This is a genomic window from Brucella pecoris, from assembly GCF_006376675.1.
GTDB lineage: Bacteria > Pseudomonadota > Alphaproteobacteria > Rhizobiales > Rhizobiaceae > Brucella > Brucella pecoris.
Genome location: NZ_VEWK01000004.1, coordinates 160,634 through 178,383, shown reverse-complemented (window position 1 = coordinate 178,383; position 17,750 = coordinate 160,634). Strand labels below are relative to the sequence as shown.

Here is a 17,750-nt window from a genome sequence, read left to right as displayed (position 1 = left end):
TTATGAGTAATTTCTCTCCCCGTGAAATCGTATCGGAACTCGACCGCTTCATCATCGGCCAGAACGACGCCAAGCGCGCAGTCGCCATCGCTTTGCGCAATCGCTGGCGCCGCCAGCAGCTCGAAGGTCAGATGCGCGAAGAGGTCATGCCGAAGAACATTCTGATGATCGGACCGACCGGCGTCGGCAAGACGGAAATTTCCCGCCGCCTCGCAAAACTGGCCGGTGCGCCTTTCGTCAAGGTGGAAGCGACCAAATTTACCGAAGTCGGCTATGTCGGCCGCGACGTCGAACAGATCGTCCGCGATCTCGTCGAGGCAGCTATCACGCTGGTCCGTGAGAAGCGCCGCGACGATGTGAAGGCCAAGGCGCATCTCAATGCGGAAGAACGCGTGCTGGATGCGCTGGTCGGCAAGACCGCAAGCCCCGCCACCCGCGACAGCTTCCGCAAGAAGCTGCGCAACGGTGAAATGGACGACAAGGAAATCGAAATCGAGGTCGCCGACACCGGTTCCGGCCCGAGTTTCGAGATTCCAGGCATGCCGGGTGCCAATATCGGTGTCATGAACCTGTCCGACATGCTGGGCAAGGCCATGGGCGGGCGGACCAAGACGCGCAAGACCACGGTCAAGGATTCCTATCCGATCCTGATCAACGATGAATCCGATAAGTTGCTGGATCAGGACCAGATCGTTCAGGAAGCGCTCCGCGTTACCGAAGACGAAGGCATCGTGTTCATCGATGAGATCGACAAGATTGCATCGCGGGAAGGCGGCATGGGTGCCGGCGTGTCACGCGAAGGCGTGCAGCGCGATCTGTTGCCACTGGTCGAAGGCACGACGGTTGCCACCAAATACGGGCCGGTGAAGACCGACCACGTGCTTTTCATCGCATCGGGCGCCTTCCACGTATCCAAGCCGTCCGATCTTCTGCCGGAACTGCAGGGCCGCCTGCCGATCCGTGTCGAACTCAGCGCACTGACACGTGAAGACTTCCGCCGCATTCTGACGGAGACCGAAGCAAGCCTGATCAAGCAGTATATCGCCCTGATGGAAACGGAAGAGGTGACCCTTGAAATCACCGATGACGCCATCGACGCCCTGGCCGATATCGCTGTCGATCTGAATGCGTCGGTCGAAAATATCGGTGCCCGGCGCTTGCAGACGGTGATGGAACGCGTTCTCGATGAAATTTCGTACACCGCGCCTGACAAGACCGGAGCCAAGTTTGTCATCGATGCGGACTATGTGCGGGAAAAAATCGGCACCCTTGCAAAGAATACCGATCTGTCGCGTTTCATCCTCTAAAAGTGACCAGAAAGCCACGGCCCGAGTTCACTTTCGCAAATACTGCAAAAACCCCTCGACTTGCATCGGGGGGTTTTTTACTTTCCCCGCAACTTTTACCGAATATTCACCATATCAGGACCGTTTCCTCACAATGATCAGAATACCGGGGATCAGAATACCGGGCGCAAAATCACGGCGCATATTTGCTGGATTTGTCCTGGCTCTCAGCCTTGCCAGTCAGAGTGCCTATGCGGCAACGGTCGTGCCTCCGGGCAATCGCAGTGCTGAACAACCGCCGGTTCCCGGTGCCTCTGCCAAGCGCACGCGTGAACTGAGTACAACTTACGAGAAGAAGTATCAGAAGATCTACAATCTTCTGAAGAAGGATGCTTCGCTGCGTTCCAAGATCCGTTCAACGGCAGCGGCCTATGGTATCGATCCCATTCACATCGTCGGCGCGATCGTGGGTGAGCATACCTACAATGTCGACGTCTACGACCGGCTCCAGACCTATTACGTCAAGGCCATGTCCTATGTGAACCAGGGCGTGAGCTTCGGCTACAATGGCGAAAGCATCGGCCAGTTCATCAAGCGTCCGGAATTTGCCGATTGCCTGAAGCAAAAGGACAGCTATTCGCTGTGGTCCTGCCGCGAAAATGTCTGGAACAAAAATTTCCGCGGCAAATCGGTTGGTGGCAATGCTTATCCCAACAACCGTTTCAGCGCTGTCTTCTTCCAGCCTTTCTATGCCGGGCAGACATTCGGTCTTGGCCAGATCAATCCACTGACGGCGTTGCAGATGTCCGACATGGTGAACCGGGTTTCCGGCCTGCCCAAGCTCAATGCTGAAGACGGCAATGTGGTCTACAAGACGATCATGGATCCCGATCTGACGCTGCCTTACATCGCGGCGACGCTGAAACAGTCGATCAACGCCTACCGCCAGATCGCCGACTTCGATATTTCGAAGAATCCCGGCCTGACGGCCACGCTTTACAATACGGGCGGCGCAGAAGCACGCGCGCGGGCTTTGGCCAACGAAAATGCCAAGCGAAGGGCTGATGGTCAGGAACCTGTGCTGCCGCAGGAAAACTACTATGGCTGGCTGGTCAATTCGAAGCTCGATGAGCTGAAAGCGCTTTTCTAGAGCGCGTTTCGATCTGATTGGATCAGATCGGCGCTCTGATTATTTGTTTCTACGCGCATCTTTTCCGAAAACCGTTTCACACTTTTCGGGATGCGCTCTAATCAATTTGAACAGGCTTGATACCGCGGCGGCGCTTGCGCGCCGCCTCGATTTCTTCGCTCAGATGTCTGATCGTCTCGCGGTCGATGATGCGGATATTGCGCGCCAGAAGATTGGCGAGTTCCGTTGCCTGCGGTGACAGGCCCGACGTATCGATCACCACGCGCGGATGCGACACGGCAGCAAGGTTTTGCAACTCTTCCGCCTCATCCCAGATGATATTGAAATAGGTGATGATGCGCTGAAGCAAGTCCCAGGTCGGCTGGCCACGTCGGCCATGTTCCAGCGCCGACAAATAGGCGGGCGAAACCCGGAGCGCTGCCGCCATTTCCTTCTGTGTCACACCCCGTTCTTCCCGCAATTGGCGCAGGCGTATTCCAAATGGCGTCATCGCGGCCTGTTTCCTCCCGGCAATATCTGGCGTGGCATCTGTTGGGTCTGGCGGCGAAGCCTTACATAAAGAGCGCCATGCCCGCCATGATGACGCGCTGCATCCTCATAGGCACTCACCAGAAGCCGGAACAGCGGTGTGGAGAACCAGTGCGGTACGGCTTGCCGCAAAATCCCTTCGCTGCCGAATGAACGGCCTTTGCCGGTAATGACCATGACATGACGCAGGCCGCGTGCATGCGCGCTGACCAGAAATCCATAGAGCAGACCGTGCGCTTCTCCCTGCGTGAGACCATGCAGGTCTATGCGGGCTTCAATATCGACACGACCTTTGGCGATCTTTCGATGCGTCGGTTTGTCGAGTGACTGAATCTGCATCTCGCTGAGCGCCGACAAGCCTTTCTTCGGTTTGCTCGCCTCCAACGCAGGCTGGACCTTCGCCTTGGCAGGGCGTTTTTCTTCTTCCGCCATCAACGATTTGAAGTCGGGAAGCTCGTCCTGTTTCGCCGTTGGCTTTATCAACGGCTTTGCGGTTTTCGCGACCGTTTCCCACAGGATGCGGTCTTCTGGCCGCAGGTAATCTTTTTCCGGCTTGTCGGTCTCGCGCACCATCCCGTTCAAACCCCCAGGAGCTTGCGCGGCACCAGCGCATAGAAGTCCGCATCATCCTTCACACCACCGGCTATTTCGCCTGCCATATCGCCCGATCCGGCGAAAAGATCGCCACGAGCCGGGCCGACGATTGCCGTTCCCGTGTCCTGTGCGATCATCAGGCGTGCAAAGGGTTCGCCGTCAAAGACGGTGACTGTCGGAGCGCTGACATGGATCGGCGTTCCGAATGTGTGGAGCAATTTGTCGACGGCAAGCGAGCGCCCGGCAGTGAGCGGAACTTTTGCAGCGGCAATCGGACCGGCATTCGGATCATCCACCGGTGCTTCCCGGAAGAAAATATAGGAGCGGTTCTTCCAGATGAGGTCGTCTGCCTTATCCGGATGCTCGGCCAGCCAGCGACGGATCGACTGCATAGAAATTTCTGAAGCCGGAATTTCGTGATTTGCAACCAGAATACGTCCGATACCTGTAAACGGATGGCCGGATTTGGCCGCATAGGTAATGCGCAGCAACCCGCCGTCGCGCAATTTCAGGCGCGCGGCACCTTGCACATGTGCGAAAAAGGCATCGACCCGGTCTGCCACGAAAGCGATCTCCAGACCACGCCCGGAGAGGCTTCCCTGTTCGATCGTCCGGCGATCGTCATATTCCGCAAGACCGTTTTCCGTTCGGCGCGCAAAGGCAAAGGACGGATCGAGGCCCACCGGGCGATTTTCATCCGTCACTTTCACGAGGTCATCGGGCTGGCGCAGAAAGGGCACCTTGAACTGGCCGTCGGCCTGAAGGGAGGCTTCGATCTCCGGTTCGTAGAACGCGGTCACAAAACCTGTTCCCTGATCGGGAACAATCCGGCAGGGGATGAAATGCCGTTCGAAGAAAGCGCGTGCGTCGTCCACGCCCGTATTGTCGAGGGTGCGGGCGACGGCAAAGATCGGCTCCAGCGCTTCGAAACGGATGCCGAGACTGCCGCTCTTGTAGGTCTGCTGGACGGCATAATCGGCAGAGCGGCGAAACGCAGCGAAAGCTGCGGACTGATCGTCCCGGTTCCAGCCCGGACAATCGGAAAAAGCCACCGGGCGCAAAATCCTCGCCAAGTCGTTCATCGCCGCATCCGTTTAGCTATATATAAACAAAAAGGCCGCTGAGCTGGGTCAGCGGCCCGATTCATACGCTTTCTCTTAGTCTTCCGCCTCGGTCGCGACAAGCTTCCAATTTGGATCACGCGATCGTGTATCGCGGGCAAAGGTCCACAGATCCTTGATCTCGAGCACGTTTTCCGGGTCGCCGTCGATCAGCTTGCCGTCCTTGTCATAGGTGGAGGAAATCATCTGGCTGACGATATTGACCGTCACATGCGCTTCCGACCCCTTCATCTCGGCGCCGGTGATTTCCGCCTTGTCGATGCCGACAAAGGACGACCGCACGCTTTCGCCACGCGTCTCGCGTTCATCGATCGCCGAAACGAACCCTTCGAAAACATCCTTTGAAAGCAGATTTTTCAGGACCTTGCGATCACCATCGGCATAGGACATCACGATCATTTCATAAGCGATCTTTACGCCATCCACGAAACTGGCCGGATCGAAGGCCGGATCGACAGCATAAATGGCACGCAGACCGTCATTGATCGGCGTGCCGGCCGGAGCGGCCTTGTCGATGGCGGTGAAATCCTTTTCGCCCGGACGGCGCGGCAGGGAGACGACATTATCGGTCTCACCACTTGCCGGTGCAGCATCGGCGCTGCGGGCTGATGTGTAAGGATCGAAGGGCGGTTTTTCACTTCCGGTACGACGGCCAAGAACATTCCTCAGCTGGAGAAAGATAATCACCGCTGCGATGAAGAAGAATATCGTGCCAAAATCAAAAAATTCCATGCCGCCTGCCGCTGATTGAAGGATCAGGCATTTCGCCTTTCCCTATCCCTAGTTTGTATCTCATACATATAGATCGGCTTACGTCATCATTCAAATCCCGATCATGCATACCTATTTGATATTGCATGACAGACAGTTTCAATTTCGTTCCGAACCTGAAAAAGTTACAATTCAGGTTAGATTGAAACGCTGAAACCCAAACAACAAAGGTCGTAACTTACGTGTCCTCCTCTCTCGCCCCTCTCGTCATGCTGGCGATGCCTTTCATCGAAATTGCCGGTTTCGTCATCATTGGCAGCAAGATCGGTGTTTTTGCGACTTTGGGCCTTGTTATTCTCAGCGCAATGCTGGGCTTCTTTCTCCTGCGCGTGCAGGGGATCGGGCTTTTACAGCGCATTCGCACTGAAACGGCTGCCGGACGGGTACCTGATCGCGAAATGGTGCATGGCGCCATGATGGTCCTGGCGGCGATCCTGCTGATCGTGCCCGGTTTTGTGAGCAGCACCATCGGCATTCTGCTGTTTATTCCGTTCATTCGCGATTTCATGTGGGAAAAATTCATGCGCGGCCGCATGGTTGTCGCTACATCTGCGCGCTATTCGGACGGTTACGGGCAGCACCCAAGCCCCGGCCAGAGCCCGCACCAGAATCCTCGTCAGGATCATGTCATTGATCTCGACCCTGAAGATTACACCACCCGGCCGAATGAAAACTCACCCTGGAAAGATGATCGCAAAGATCATTGAATGTGCAAATACTAACCTAAAAAGCCTTTCTTGCCTCATGCCCGCGCACATGCTAGCCAAACACTCCGACCTTTCCGGGCAGGCTGCGGGCAGTTTGCGCTTGAGGGGGCAAAAATTTTAATCACCGATAGAAGGCATACCGATAATGAGCGATAAGGCCGCGGGCGAAGTAAAGAACGGCAATGGCGCGACGGCCGAGCCGTCCCTCAACATTCTGGCGCAATATGTGAAGGACCTGTCCTTTGAAAGCCCGGGCGCACCGCTGTCGCTGCGCCCGCGCGAGAAGGCACCGTCCATCAACATCAACGTCAACGTCAATGCCAATCCGCTTTCCGAAACGGATTTCGACGTTGTGCTGACGTTGGAAGCCAAAGCTGTTGACGGCAAGGACATCCTTTTCAACACCGAACTCGTCTATGGCGGCGTGTTCCGCATTCAGGGCATCCCGCAGGAGCACATGCTTCCGCTTCTGTTCATCGAATGCCCGCGTCTTCTGTTCCCGTTCGCGCGCCAGATCATTGCCGACGCAACGCGCAATGGTGGCTATCCGCCGCTGATGATCGACCCGATCGATTTCGCACAGATGTTCCAGCAGCGCATGGCCGAAGAACAGGCCAAGTCCGCTGTAAAAAGCTGATCGTTCGAATGATGATTGCAAAAGCCCGGTTTCGACCGGGCTTTTTCATATCCAGGTTTCGTTTCCGCGCCGTGTTCAGTACTTCTTCCAGATGGCCTTGCTGCCCAGCTTCTCCACAAGGGCTGCGTGGGCGACACGCTCGGCTTCGGAAATACGCGGGGCAAGCGGCTTTGGGCGCGCTGCAAGAATGATGGCGGCACTGCTCTCTCTGGTATTATTGCCGTTTTCGGTGCCACCCATGCTAAGCCCGAGCGCCGTCTGCTTGCCGCCGATCAGTTCGATATAGACTTCAGCCAAAATCTCGGAATCGAGCAAAGCGCCGTGAAGCGTGCGGTGCCCATTCTCGATGCCATAGCGCTTGCACAGCGCATCAAGCGAATTCGGACCCATCGGATGCTTGCGGCGGGCAAGTGCCAATGTATCGATGATGCGTTCCGACTGGATTTCAGCCTGTCCGAGCCTTGCCAGTTCCGCATTGATGAAGCCAAGATCGAACATCGCATTATGCGCCACCAGCTTGGCGCCGTCGAAAAACTCGAGAAACTCGTCCAGAATTTCTGCGAATGTCGGCTTGTCCAGCAATTGTTCATTGCTGATGCCGTGGACCTCAAGCGCCTCGGCATGAACCTGACGCCCCTGCGGGTTGATATACTTATGGAAAGTGCGGCCTGTGGGAAACTTGTTGATCAGTTCCACGCCGCCGATTTCGATCACACGGTCCTCGAGCCTCTCCAGACCGGTGGTTTCCGTATCGAAAACGATTTCACGCATTGAAGAACCTCTCGAAAATATCTTGAATAGATGTAACACAACACCCGCGACTATTCCGTCGTGACCGCTGGCTTTCCACTCAATTCCGCGACGATTTCGGTAATCTGGCGGCGCAGATTGTCGAAACTCCCGCTCGTATCGATAATGAAATCGGCGCGCGCGCGCTTTTCGGCGTCCGGCGTCTGGCGCGCGAGAATGGCATCGAGCTTTTCTTCTGTCATGCCCGGTCGTGCAAGCACGCGCGTGCGCTGTATCTCGGCAGGGGCTGAGACAACCACAATCTTGTCCACACGCTTGTCGCCACCGGTTTCGAAAAGCAGCGGAATATCGATCAGTGCCAGAGCGGCACCGGCTTCTTCCGCATTGTGGCGAAAGGCTTCTTCTTCCTCACGCACGAGGGGATGAACGATGGCTTCCAGCTTCTTCAAGGCTTCTGGTTTTCCGATGACGGCGGCGGAAAGTTTTTCCCGATTGACCGAACCATTTTCCACGGTGCCCGGAAACGCAGCCTCAATCAGCGGCGCCGCACGGCCGGAATAGAGCCGATGCACGGTATCGTCGGCGCTATAGATCGGCACACCGGCTTCGGCGAACATGTTCGCCGCCGTTGTTTTTCCCATCCCGATGGAACCGGTTAACCCAAGCACAATCATAGCGCGCCAGCCTTTGCCATATCCGCCAGAATATGCTCACGCAGCGCTTTCGTCACTTGCGGCCTTTTGCCGAACCAGCGTTCGAAACCCGGCACGGCCTGATGCAGCAACATGCCGAGCCCGTCCACAGTCACCAGACCCGCATCTTCAGCCTTTTTCAGGAACGGCGTCTTGAGCGGGACATAAACAATATCGGTGGCGACTGCTTTTCGCGACGCCTTGCCAAGATCGAGCGGAAACATTTCCTGCTCGTCATGGCCGCTCATGCCAAGCGATGTCGTATTGACGATCAGCTCAGCATTTGAAACCAGATTTTGCGCCGCGTCCCAACCATGCGCCGAAACACGCGGTCCGAAATGGTTTGCGAGATCTTGCGCCCGGCTCACCGTGCGATTGACGATGGCAACATTCGAAAAGCCGCGCGACAGAAGCGCATGAACGATTGCCCGGCTTGCACCACCGGCACCCAAAACAAGAGCGCTGTCAGCATTGTCCCAGCCGGGAGCCGATGCATCGAGATTGGCCGCAAAGCCATAGGCATCCGTGTTGCCGCCATGAAGCCTGCCATTTTCAAGCCAGAGCGTATTGACCGCACGAATAGCTTTGGCGGCCTCATCTAGACTTTCCACCGCAGCAAAGGCGGCTTCCTTGTGTGGAATGGTGACATTGCCACCGGCAAAACCGTTTTCGGCAAGCGATGAAGCAAAGGAGTCGAAAGCCTCGGGCTTCACTTCTATCGCCTCATAAGAACCGTCGATCCCGAGCTCAGCGAGCCAGAAGCCATGGATCAGCGGCGACCGCGAATGTTTTATCGGAAAGCCGGTGACAAACGCCTTCTTAGCCATCGATCAATTTTTCCTTCCGCAGTTCAGCCAGCAGCGGCAACAGCGGCAGACCGACAATCGTGAAATAATCGCCTTCGATCTTCTCGAAAAGCTGGATACCCGGCCCTTCGACCTGATAGGCACCGACGCTCGAAAGAGCGACGTCGCCCACACGACCGAGATAACGCCCGACAAAGCCGGGATCGAGATCGCGCATGGTCATGCGGGCAATCGAAACGTGACGCCACAGGGTTTTGCCGTCCTTCACCAGCACCACAGCACTGTTCAACTGGTGGGTCTTGCCGGAAAATTTCAGAAGCTGGCGGCGCGCGGCTTCCATATCTACCGGCTTGTGGAAAATCTCGTCGCCGAGCGACAATGTCTGATCGCAGCCGATGACCACCGCGCCTGGGTTTTTCTCGCTCACGTCGAGCGCCTTCGCCTCGGCCAGAACCTGTGCGACTTCTTCCGGTGTTGCACCCGTTTCATAAAGTGGGGCTTCCACCGTACGTTCGTCGATATCCGCGCTTGCCGTGGAAAATTCTACCCCGGCATTTTTCAGCAAAGCCGAACGGAAGGGGCTTTTAGAGGCGAGAATGAGTTTGTCCGTCATGGCTGGAACCTTGTTTAACCCTTTTCGCTATGAGCACGGAGCAATGCCAGAATGGCAGCCGCAGTTTCCTCAATCGACCGACGCGACACATCGATGATCGGCCAGCCGTGCCGATTGCATATATTACGCGCATAAGCCAGTTCTTCCGAGATGGAAACGCGATCCGTATAAAGCCCCGTATCCAGCGACGGCACATTGCCGAGCGGCCGGTTCTGGCGGATTTGCGAAATCCGTTCGGCAGTCGCAACCAGTCCCACGATCAGGGGGCGCTTTGCCGTGAACAGCACTTCCGGCAAGGGGATACCGAGTACAATCGGAACATTGGTGGCCTTGATGCCGCGATTGGCGAGATAGATGCTCGTCGGTGTCTTGGACGTGCGTGAAATGCCGACAAGAATGACGTCCGCTTCCTCGATGTCATAGGGTAATTGCCCGTCATCATGCTCCATCGTGAAATTGAGCGCGTCGATACGCCGGAAATAATCGGCATTCAGCACATGCTGCGCACTGGCACGGCGATGCGCAGGCGCGCCGAGATAGGATTGAAACGTATTCAGCACCGGTTCCAGCACTGAAACACTCGGCACACCCATTTCAGCGCAGGATTCGTCGATGATCGCCGCCAGTTTCTGATCGACAATCGTATAGAGGACGATGCCGGGTTCCGCATCGATGCCTTCGAGAACCTTACGCAACTGCTTTTCGGTGCGGATCAGCGGATAAATGTGCTCGATGGCACGCGCATTGGCATATTGCGCCGCCGCTGCTCGCCCCGCCGCCAGGAGAGTCTCTCCGGTCGCATCAGAAATCAGATGGAGATGAAAGTAGGAAAGCGGTCTGGTCACAGTTTTGTTGCCCTCCTGTTGACGACTGTGCGTAAAGGCCGAACGTCTTCCACAAGCCATGGCAGGCTGTGGGAAAATTGGCAAGTCATCCACAGCGGGCGAACATGTGCGAAGCTGTTTTCAACATATGTGGACAAGACTCATGAAAATGCGAAATCCTGTCGTAATTCCCAGCTTTTCCACAAATCAGCATGAACTGCGTCAATTGGTAACCCTTTATATTAAAAGAGGGAATTGAGTTTTCATTGTATTTGGTCAGACTATCGGTGAATGATTGCACAGGATGAGATGGCAATTTCGGAACTGTGGGGAAAAACGGGACAGACCTTAATCCCCGATTCCAACAGACTCTAAGAATCAAAAGATTCCTGAATCATCCTTTCTTTATGAGAACCGGACTGGATAACTTCAGGCCAAACCGGATCAGATAACCAACAGGGCGGATAAAAATCAGATGAAGCGCAAAGTCTTGAGAGTGATCGACGGTGAAACGGTCTTTCCACCTCCCATCTGGATGATGCGCCAGGCCGGACGCTATCTTCCCGAATATCGCGAGACGCGGAAAAAGGCGGGGAGTTTTCTCGATCTCTGCTATTCACCCGATCTTGCTGTCGAGGTGACACTTCAGCCGATCCGCCGGTTTGGCTTTGATGCAGCCATTCTCTTTTCAGACATTCTCGTCATTCCCCATGCGCTTGGACGCGACCTTCGCTTTGAAGAAGGCAAGGGACCTTTGATGACACCCATTGATGCCGACGAGATTTTCTGGCTTGAAACCGAAGGTGTCGCCAAAAGGCTGGAGCCGGTCTACGAGACGGTTCGGCTGCTGCGCGAGCAGTTGCCCGACGAAACGACGCTGCTGGGCTTCTGTGGCGCTCCCTGGACCGTTGCGACCTATATGATTGCCGGTCACGGCACGCCGGATCAGGCACCCGCCCGTCTTTTCGCCTATCGCTTCCCGGAAGCTTTTGAAAAGCTCCTGAACAATCTCGCCGATGTATCTGCCGAATATCTCATCGAACAGCTCGATGCCGGTGCCGATGCCGTGCAGATTTTTGATTCATGGTCTGGTGTTCTCGATGAGGACTGCTTTGAACGGTTTTGTATCCAGCCCGTCGCGCGGATTGTCCAGAAGGTGAGGGCGGTTTACCCCGAAGCCCGTATCATCGGCTTTCCGAAAGGGGCCGGGATGCTCTATGCAGGCTATCGCGAAAAGACCGGTGTGGATGCTCTCGGTCTCGACTGGTCTGTTCCCTTTTCCTTTGCCGCCGCCCTTCAGGAAGAAGGCGCAATACAGGGTAATCTCGATCCGTTGCGCGTTGTGGCTGGCGGCAATGCGCTGGATGAAGGTGTGGATACCATTCTCGAACGTCTCGGCCAGGGCCCGCTGATCTTCAATCTCGGGCACGGGATTACACCACAGGCACCGATCGAGAATGTGCATCGCATGATCGACCGTATTCGTGGAGGAAAATCATGAGCCAGACAGCTCCGGAAAATCGCGGCTCGGCAGTTGCCATTCGCACGATCGTCTCACTGGTCGTGGTGGCGCTCGGCGTCTGGGCATTGTTTCACGTGAATCCAGCCGATGCCTATCTCTGGGTCAAATCGCTTCACGTCATCGCAGTCATCGCATGGATGGCGGGGATGCTCTATCTGCCGCGCCTGTTCGTCTATCACTGTGCTGCAAAGCCCGGCTCTGAAACCTCGGAGACCTTCAAGGTGATGGAAAAGCGGCTGCTGCGCTTCATCATCAATCCGGCCATGATCGTGACCTGGATTGCCGGTCTATGGATGGCTTGGGAGATATTTGGCTTTCAGGGCGGCTGGCTTCATGCGAAACTGCTTCTGGTCGTTCTGATGTCCGGTCTGCACGGCTATCTGGCAAAATCCACGCGACTGTTTGCTGAAGACCGCAATATGCGCTCAGCGAAACACTGGCGAATCATCAATGAAGTGCCGACTGTGCTGATGATCCTGATCGTCATATTGGTGATCGTTAAGCCGTTCTGATTCAACAACAACAGTTCCGGCAGAGTAGGAAAAGGCTTTGCCGAAACTTTTTAGAAACAGGTAGTTAGAGCGATCTGGTTCTAATTGGCGTTTCTCCGGTATCGTGAACAATCAAACTCGCTCGCCGGTTTTCTGCCATTTTTCTGTTGCAGAAATTTCGCGCTATCCCTACATGAGACTTGCTCTGCATGCTGCAAATCAGTATGTAGAAAGCCTCTTCCCTTCAAGACAGCAGGCCTTCGATGCCGGTCACGACGTTCAGGTGGCCACCTTTCCGAACAACTGCATTTTCTCCTTACATTTTAAAAAGAGTTCCTCATCCATGCAGGAAATGAAACTACAAGAACTAAAGAACAAGACACCGGTGGAGCTGCTGGCTTTTGCCGAAACGCTTGAGGTCGAAAACGCGAGCGCCATGCGCAAGCAGGAACTGATGTTCGCGATCCTCAAGAGACTGGCGGCCCAGGATGTCGAAATTATCGGTGAGGGCGTCGTCGAGGTGCTGCTGGACGGATTTGGCTTCCTGCGCTCTGCTGATGCCAACTACCTGCCGGGTCCTGACGATATTTATATTTCTCCGTCGCAACTGCGTCGTTTTTCTCTCAAGACCGGTGACACAGTCGAAGGTCCGATCCGTGGTCCCAAGGAAGGCGAACGTTATTTCGCGCTGCTCAAGGTCAATTCGATCAATTTCGAAGATCCGGAAAAAATCCGTCACAAGGTTCACTTCGACAATCTGACGCCGCTCTATCCGAATGAGCGCTTCAAGATGGAACTGGAAGTTCCGACTTCCAAGGATCTCTCGCCACGCGTCATCGATCTGGTAGCGCCACTCGGCAAAGGCCAGCGCGGCCTCATCGTCGCTCCGCCGCGGACCGGTAAGACTGTTCTTCTCCAGAACATTGCTCATTCGATCACTGCAAATCATCCGGAATGCTATCTGATCGTTCTTCTGATCGACGAACGTCCGGAAGAAGTGACCGACATGCAGCGTTCGGTGAAGGGCGAAGTTATTTCCTCAACCTTCGATGAACCGGCAGCCCGTCACGTTCAGGTTGCCGAAATGGTCATCGAAAAGGCCAAGCGCCTTGTCGAACATGGTCGCGACGTTGTGATCCTGCTCGACTCGATCACCCGTCTCGGCCGCGCTTACAACACGGTCGTGCCGTCCTCGGGCAAGGTTCTGACTGGTGGTGTGGACGCCAATGCATTGCAGCGCCCGAAGCGCTTCTTCGGTGCCGCGCGTAACATCGAAGAAGGCGGTTCGCTCACGATCATCGCAACGGCGCTGATCGATACGGGCAGCCGTATGGACGAAGTGATCTTTGAAGAATTCAAGGGCACTGGTAACTCGGAAATCGTGCTCGACCGCAAGGTTGCCGACAAGCGCATCTTCCCGGCCATGGACATTCTCAAGTCCGGCACCCGCAAGGAAGACCTGCTGGTACCGCGCGCCGATCTGCAGAAGATCTTCGTTCTGCGCCGTATCCTTGCACCGATGGGCACGACCGATGCGATCGAATTCCTTATCGACAAGCTCAAGCAGACCAAGAGCAATTCGGAATTCTTCGATTCGATGAATACCTGATAATCAATCGGTCTATACCGCTGAAAAAACGCCGCTCCGGAAATGGATGCGGCGTTTTTATTTCAGGATGGTTTGCCAAGCAGTACTCGCAACGCATCGGCGTTTTCGACAGGCGGCAGACAAACATGTCCCTTGCAGAACCAGGCTGACGGATGCTCAGGCCTTGCTGTTCCTCCGGTTGGCAGCTCTATTGTCTTACCAGCCTCGAACCGCACAAACTTGTCCACGCGTCGCGGGTCGGGATTTCGATTCGCTGTCGAAACAAGGTCTCCGTCATCGTCTTCAGTGGCCACGACAAGAGAAAGCGGCTCTGCTGCAAAACGAGCCGCATTCAATATTCCAATCTGTCCATATTGCTGCGCGAAGGCGCGCCCAAGCGCCTGTTCGATCAGCTTCTCGTTGCTCTGATAAAGATCGATATTGCCCGTCGCCAGGAACAGTCTTGTCAGGGCTTCGATGATCTGGCTGGTCGCGCTCGGTATTGCTTCATCATAATCGCCATAGGCGTGCAGAATGACGTCATCGGCATCCAGTGCCGATAGCCGATAATTACCGGTGCCATCGCGGTGTCCCTCATCGAGCGCCTGTTTGAACTTCAATGCGTCATCAATGTAGGCCCACTCGCTTGTTGCTTCATAAAGAGCAATGGCTGCATTGATCATCGATGCATAATCGGTCGAAAGGGCGGGATAGAGAAGCGAATTTTCCATCCGGCAATGCGCTATGCGGCCATCCCGAACGCTGCTTACTATGGAGCGATAAGCACCGGTTGCGAGATCAATCCAGTCTTGTCTCCTGAAGTTCCGGCCCGCTTCGGCCAGTGCCCGGATAGCAAGGCCGTTCCAGTCGGTCAGCGCCTTTTCATCCCGTCCGGGGCGGACCCGCAGTTCCCGACGCGCCAGCAGCTTTTGCCGCGATGCTTCTATCATTGGGGGAAGGGTTGCGCTGTCATTGACCGCATGAAGGCGGTTCAGAATGTTTTGACCCTCCCAGTTTCCACCCGTTGTCACGTCAAAAAAGCTCTTGAAAGCTTCGCTATCGCTTCCGAGCACCTGGTCGATTTCCTGTTCGCTCCAGATGTAAAATCGCCCTTCCTCGCCTTCACTGTCTGCATCGAGACTGGACGCGAAACTTCCATCAGCCATGCGCATTTCACGGATCAGCCAATCAACAGTTTCTTCGATTCGTAAACGAAACAATTCATTTCCGGTTTCAGCGAAAGCGTAATTCGCGTGGCGGATGAACTGCGCATTGTCGTAGAGCATCTTCTCGAAATGCGGCACCAGCCAGTTGGTATCGGTGGAGTAGCGGCAAAGCCCACCACCCAGATGGTCGTAAATGCCTCCCTGCAGCATCATCTTGAGCGACAGGAGGAAATTGTCGCGATGCGTTTGGCTGTGGCTGTAGAGCCAGGAGAGCCACAGATTATCCATGAAAGGGGCGTTCGGGAATTTTGGCGCCCCCTCGATACCGCCGCGGACGGGATCGATCAGGCTATTGATACGTGTCGCGATCTCGTCAAATCGCTCTAATTCGTTTTGGACCGGCACATTTTGTGCTGCCAGACGGCCTTCGAGATGATCAAAGACAGCCTGGGCATTATGGTTAATTTTTTCCTTATCTTTATGCCAGAGATTGTTGACCGCATGCAGGACGTCCACAAAGCCCGGCATGTTGTGACGCGTGTGCCGGGGGAAATAGGTGCCACCCCAGAAAGGCTTGCCGTCCGGCTTTAGAAACATGGTGAGCGGCCAACCGCCTTGTTGCCCCATCGCTCCAAGCGCCGCCATATAGATCTGGTCTATGTCGGGCCGTTCCTCGCGGTCTACCTTCACATTGACAAACAGGGCGTTCATCACCTCGGCCACATCCGGATCCTCGAAGGATTCATGCGCCATAACATGACACCAATGGCAGGCCGCATAGCCGACCGAGAGCAGAATGGGCCGGTCCAGCTCCTTCGCGGCATCCAGTGCTTGCCTGTCCCAGGGCTGCCAGTGAACGGGATTATCTGCATGCTGGCGCAGATAGGCGCTCGGTTCTTGGGCAAGGCGGTTGCCGCCTGCAGGACGGTTGCGGTTTAACTCTGTCATGAGGCTTTTCTTTCACTGCATGATTGAATATGCCATTCCTTCAGCACCCCGTTTGGCTGCTTTCATCCTTATTGATTATAGGTCAGGAAATGCAATGAGCGAGATCGCTTCCCTTCAAGATACGATTTTTGCTTTGTCGAGCGGGCGTTTGCCCTCCGGTGTTGCTGTGGTGCGCATTTCGGGCCCAAAAGTTCGATTCGTACTCGAAACAATAATCAGTTCCGTACCAACGCCTCGATATGCCGCCTACAAACTATTCCGCAGCCGAAATGGTACTCCAATCGATCGTGGACTGGTGCTCTTTTTTCCCGGACCCAACAGCTTCACCGGAGAGGATTGCGCCGAATTCCATTTGCATGGTGGCAAAGCTGTGGTCGAAAAGCTCCTGTCGGAGATGGGGGAACTGGCCGGTTGCCGTATAGCGGAAGCCGGAGAGTTTACGAGACGTGCTTTTTCCAATGGCAAGATGGATCTGACCATTGCTGAAGGTCTGGCCGACTTGATCGCTGCTGAGACTGAAGGGCAAAGAAGACTTGCCTTGCAGGTCGCATCGGGTAAGCAGCGCGAACTCTACACGGAATGGCGACAACGCTTGCTGCGTGCTCGTGCCTTTATCGAAGCAGAATTGGACTTTGCCGATGAAAGCGATGTTCCAGGTTCTGTGTCGGAGCAAGTCTGGCAATCGCTCACGCTCCTGAAGAGAGAGATCGAGAACCATATAGCGAGTGGCAAACGTGCCTCCATGCTGCGCGATGGTCTGCATGTCGTTATCGTCGGTGCGCCGAACGCAGGAAAATCAAGTCTGCTGAATTTTCTTGCCGGTCGCGAAGTCGCGATTATCTCGGAAGAGGCCGGCACGACCCGCGATCTTCTGGAAGTTAAACTCGACCTTGGCGGTATTCCGGTTTACGTGACGGACACAGCAGGTTTGCGAGAGACAGAAAGTTCTGTCGAAAAGATTGGAATTGAACGCGCCCGTGCACGCATGGCCGACGCCGATCTGGTTCTCTTGCTGGAAGATATGAGCGATCCCATAGCTATCGCTTCCAACCAAGCGCCGGAAGTTCTATGGAAAATCGGAACAAAAGCCGATCTGAATGATGGATCATCCGATGAGTGGTCCCATCGTATTTCGACAAAAACCGGCGAAGGATTGGACAGACTGCTGAATGACCTTCAGAGCTTTGCGGAAACGCAGATAGGCCAGATTGAGGACGCCGTCCCCACACGACAAAGACATATTAGCCTCTTACGCTCCACAGTTGCAGAGATCGATAGAGCACTGGACGGCGCACATCTCCCACTTGAACTTCGTGCGGAGAATATGCGTCTGGCGTCACAGTATCTTGGGCGCATTACCGGAGACGTCGATGTGGAAGAAATTCTCGACGTCATTTTTTCACAGTTTTGCATCGGAAAGTGATTCACGTGAAACACGGACAATCGGCGTTGAAGATTGTTTCACGTGAAACATCTGTGGAATCTCGCTGGGGTAATTGACTCGCTGTCTTATCCGTGAATCGACCTGTTGCAGAGATTTGATCAGGCTGCCGGGC

Annotated in this window: 18 protein-coding genes; 8 read left to right on the top strand and 10 right to left on the bottom strand. The window is 55.1% G+C overall.

Annotated features, from left to right (window positions below):
• The first annotated feature begins 2 nt into the window (after positions 1-2).
• Positions 3-1,307: an ATP-dependent protease ATPase subunit HslU gene (hslU, locus tag FIB18_RS09810; RefSeq protein WP_140020537.1), complete on the top strand. Its 1,305-nt coding sequence runs from the start codon at positions 3-5 to the stop codon at positions 1,305-1,307.
• 133 nt (positions 1,308-1,440) lie between these two features.
• Positions 1,441-2,436, top strand: coding sequence for a DUF1402 family protein (locus FIB18_RS09805; protein WP_140020536.1), 996 nt, complete (start codon positions 1,441-1,443; stop codon positions 2,434-2,436).
• Between the two features lie 97 nt (positions 2,437-2,533).
• Here FIB18_RS09805 and FIB18_RS09800 read toward each other — a convergent pair whose 3' ends face one another.
• The 4 genes from FIB18_RS09800 to FIB18_RS09785 all read right to left on the bottom strand — a co-directional run bounded on the left by FIB18_RS09800 (position 2,534) and on the right by FIB18_RS09785 (position 5,411).
• A complete protein-coding gene (locus FIB18_RS09800; RefSeq protein WP_140020535.1) occupies positions 2,534-2,926 on the bottom strand; it encodes a helix-turn-helix domain-containing protein in 393 nt (130 codons plus the stop codon).
• Positions 2,923-3,537: a Smr/MutS family protein gene (locus tag FIB18_RS09795; RefSeq protein WP_140020534.1), complete on the bottom strand. Its 615-nt coding sequence runs from the start codon at positions 3,535-3,537 to the stop codon at positions 2,923-2,925. Before FIB18_RS09795 ends, FIB18_RS09800 begins: the two co-directional genes overlap by 4 nt.
• Before the next feature lie 5 nt (positions 3,538-3,542).
• Positions 3,543-4,640, bottom strand: coding sequence for a murein transglycosylase A (mltA, locus tag FIB18_RS09790; RefSeq protein ID WP_140020533.1), 1,098 nt, complete (start codon positions 4,638-4,640; stop codon positions 3,543-3,545).
• Between the two features lie 75 nt (positions 4,641-4,715).
• Positions 4,716-5,411, bottom strand: a complete 696-nt coding sequence (locus FIB18_RS09785; RefSeq protein ID WP_140020532.1) for a Tim44/TimA family putative adaptor protein — start codon at positions 5,409-5,411, stop codon at positions 4,716-4,718.
• Between the two features lie 221 nt (positions 5,412-5,632).
• Here FIB18_RS09785 and FIB18_RS09780 point away from each other — a divergent pair, with 221 nt between their 5' ends.
• Both FIB18_RS09780 and secB read left to right on the top strand, forming a co-directional pair.
• Positions 5,633-6,157 carry an FxsA family protein gene (locus FIB18_RS09780; protein ID WP_140020531.1) on the top strand — a complete coding sequence of 175 codons (525 nt, stop codon included), beginning with the start codon at positions 5,633-5,635 and terminating at the stop codon, positions 6,155-6,157.
• Positions 6,158-6,302: 145 nt separating this feature from the next.
• Positions 6,303-6,794, top strand: a complete 492-nt coding sequence (gene secB / locus FIB18_RS09775; RefSeq protein WP_140020530.1) for a protein-export chaperone SecB — start codon at positions 6,303-6,305, stop codon at positions 6,792-6,794.
• Positions 6,795-6,869: 75 nt separating this feature from the next.
• Here secB and dnaQ read toward each other — a convergent pair whose 3' ends face one another.
• Genes dnaQ through FIB18_RS09750 form a run of 5 tightly spaced genes read right to left on the bottom strand, consistent with a single transcriptional unit; the run spans position 6,870 to position 10,500 of the window.
• On the bottom strand, positions 6,870-7,565 hold the full coding sequence (gene dnaQ / locus FIB18_RS09770; protein WP_140020529.1) for a DNA polymerase III subunit epsilon: 696 nt from the start codon (positions 7,563-7,565) through the stop codon (positions 6,870-6,872).
• A gap of 50 nt (positions 7,566-7,615) precedes the next feature.
• Positions 7,616-8,218 (bottom strand): dephospho-CoA kinase, encoded by a 603-nt coding sequence (coaE, locus tag FIB18_RS09765; protein ID WP_140020528.1) that lies wholly within the window; start codon positions 8,216-8,218, stop codon positions 7,616-7,618.
• Entirely contained in the window at positions 8,215-9,063 is an 849-nt protein-coding gene (locus FIB18_RS09760) for a shikimate dehydrogenase (RefSeq protein ID WP_140020527.1), read from the bottom strand. Before FIB18_RS09760 ends, coaE begins: the two co-directional genes overlap by 4 nt.
• The gene (locus tag FIB18_RS09755) at positions 9,056-9,655 is read right to left on the bottom strand and encodes a Maf-like protein (RefSeq protein WP_140020526.1); all 600 of its coding nucleotides are present in this window, start codon (positions 9,653-9,655) and stop codon (positions 9,056-9,058) included. The genes FIB18_RS09760 and FIB18_RS09755 overlap by 8 nt, the downstream gene beginning before the upstream one ends.
• A 14-nt stretch (positions 9,656-9,669) precedes the next feature.
• Positions 9,670-10,500 (bottom strand): pyruvate, water dikinase regulatory protein, encoded by an 831-nt coding sequence (locus FIB18_RS09750; protein WP_140020525.1) that lies wholly within the window; start codon positions 10,498-10,500, stop codon positions 9,670-9,672.
• 454 nt (positions 10,501-10,954) lie between these two features.
• Between FIB18_RS09750 and hemE the strand changes: the two genes are divergently transcribed.
• The 3 genes from hemE (at position 10,955) to rho (ending at position 14,101) form a co-directional block, all read left to right on the top strand.
• On the top strand, positions 10,955-11,980 hold the full coding sequence (hemE, locus tag FIB18_RS09740) for a uroporphyrinogen decarboxylase (RefSeq protein ID WP_140020523.1): 1,026 nt from the start codon (positions 10,955-10,957) through the stop codon (positions 11,978-11,980).
• Complete coding sequence (gene hemJ / locus FIB18_RS09735) at positions 11,977-12,513, top strand: protoporphyrinogen oxidase HemJ (RefSeq protein ID WP_140020522.1); 537 nt, start codon at positions 11,977-11,979, stop codon at positions 12,511-12,513. The genes hemE and hemJ overlap by 4 nt, the downstream gene beginning before the upstream one ends.
• Before the next feature lie 322 nt (positions 12,514-12,835).
• Positions 12,836-14,101, top strand: coding sequence for a transcription termination factor Rho (gene rho / locus FIB18_RS09730; RefSeq protein ID WP_140020521.1), 1,266 nt, complete (start codon positions 12,836-12,838; stop codon positions 14,099-14,101).
• A gap of 62 nt (positions 14,102-14,163) precedes the next feature.
• Here the strand turns inward: rho and FIB18_RS09725 are convergent, their stop codons facing one another.
• On the bottom strand, positions 14,164-16,194 hold the full coding sequence (locus tag FIB18_RS09725; protein ID WP_140020520.1) for a thioredoxin domain-containing protein: 2,031 nt from the start codon (positions 16,192-16,194) through the stop codon (positions 14,164-14,166).
• A 94-nt stretch (positions 16,195-16,288) separates the two neighbouring features.
• Here FIB18_RS09725 and mnmE point away from each other — a divergent pair, with 94 nt between their 5' ends.
• A complete protein-coding gene (mnmE, locus tag FIB18_RS09720) occupies positions 16,289-17,617 on the top strand; it encodes a tRNA uridine-5-carboxymethylaminomethyl(34) synthesis GTPase MnmE (RefSeq protein WP_140020519.1) in 1,329 nt (442 codons plus the stop codon).
• The last annotated feature ends 133 nt before the right edge of the window (positions 17,618-17,750 follow it).

Bases quoted from the DNA above. Each gene is read 5' to 3' on its own strand.
- hslU (WP_140020537.1), top strand. From the start codon at position 3: ATGAGTAATTTCTCTCCCCGTGAAATCGTATCGGAACTCGACCGCTTC.
- FIB18_RS09805 (WP_140020536.1), top strand. From the start codon at position 1,441: ATGATCAGAATACCGGGGATCAGAATACCGGGCGCAAAATCACGGCGC.
- FIB18_RS09800 (WP_140020535.1), bottom strand. From the start codon at position 2,926: ATGACGCCATTTGGAATACGCCTGCGCCAATTGCGGGAAGAACGGGGT.
- FIB18_RS09795 (WP_140020534.1), bottom strand. From the start codon at position 3,537: ATGGTGCGCGAGACCGACAAGCCGGAAAAAGATTACCTGCGGCCAGAA.
- mltA (WP_140020533.1), bottom strand. From the start codon at position 4,640: ATGAACGACTTGGCGAGGATTTTGCGCCCGGTGGCTTTTTCCGATTGT.
- FIB18_RS09785 (WP_140020532.1), bottom strand. From the start codon at position 5,411: ATGGAATTTTTTGATTTTGGCACGATATTCTTCTTCATCGCAGCGGTG.
- secB (WP_140020530.1), top strand. From the start codon at position 6,303: ATGAGCGATAAGGCCGCGGGCGAAGTAAAGAACGGCAATGGCGCGACG.
- dnaQ (WP_140020529.1), bottom strand. From the start codon at position 7,565: ATGCGTGAAATCGTTTTCGATACGGAAACCACCGGTCTGGAGAGGCTC.
- coaE (WP_140020528.1), bottom strand. From the start codon at position 8,218: ATGATTGTGCTTGGGTTAACCGGTTCCATCGGGATGGGAAAAACAACG.
- FIB18_RS09760 (WP_140020527.1), bottom strand. From the start codon at position 9,063: ATGGCTAAGAAGGCGTTTGTCACCGGCTTTCCGATAAAACATTCGCGG.
- FIB18_RS09755 (WP_140020526.1), bottom strand. From the start codon at position 9,655: ATGACGGACAAACTCATTCTCGCCTCTAAAAGCCCCTTCCGTTCGGCT.
- hemE (WP_140020523.1), top strand. From the start codon at position 10,955: ATGAAGCGCAAAGTCTTGAGAGTGATCGACGGTGAAACGGTCTTTCCA.
- hemJ (WP_140020522.1), top strand. From the start codon at position 11,977: ATGAGCCAGACAGCTCCGGAAAATCGCGGCTCGGCAGTTGCCATTCGC.
- rho (WP_140020521.1), top strand. From the start codon at position 12,836: ATGCAGGAAATGAAACTACAAGAACTAAAGAACAAGACACCGGTGGAG.
- FIB18_RS09725 (WP_140020520.1), bottom strand. From the start codon at position 16,194: ATGACAGAGTTAAACCGCAACCGTCCTGCAGGCGGCAACCGCCTTGCC.
- mnmE (WP_140020519.1), top strand. From the start codon at position 16,289: ATGAGCGAGATCGCTTCCCTTCAAGATACGATTTTTGCTTTGTCGAGC.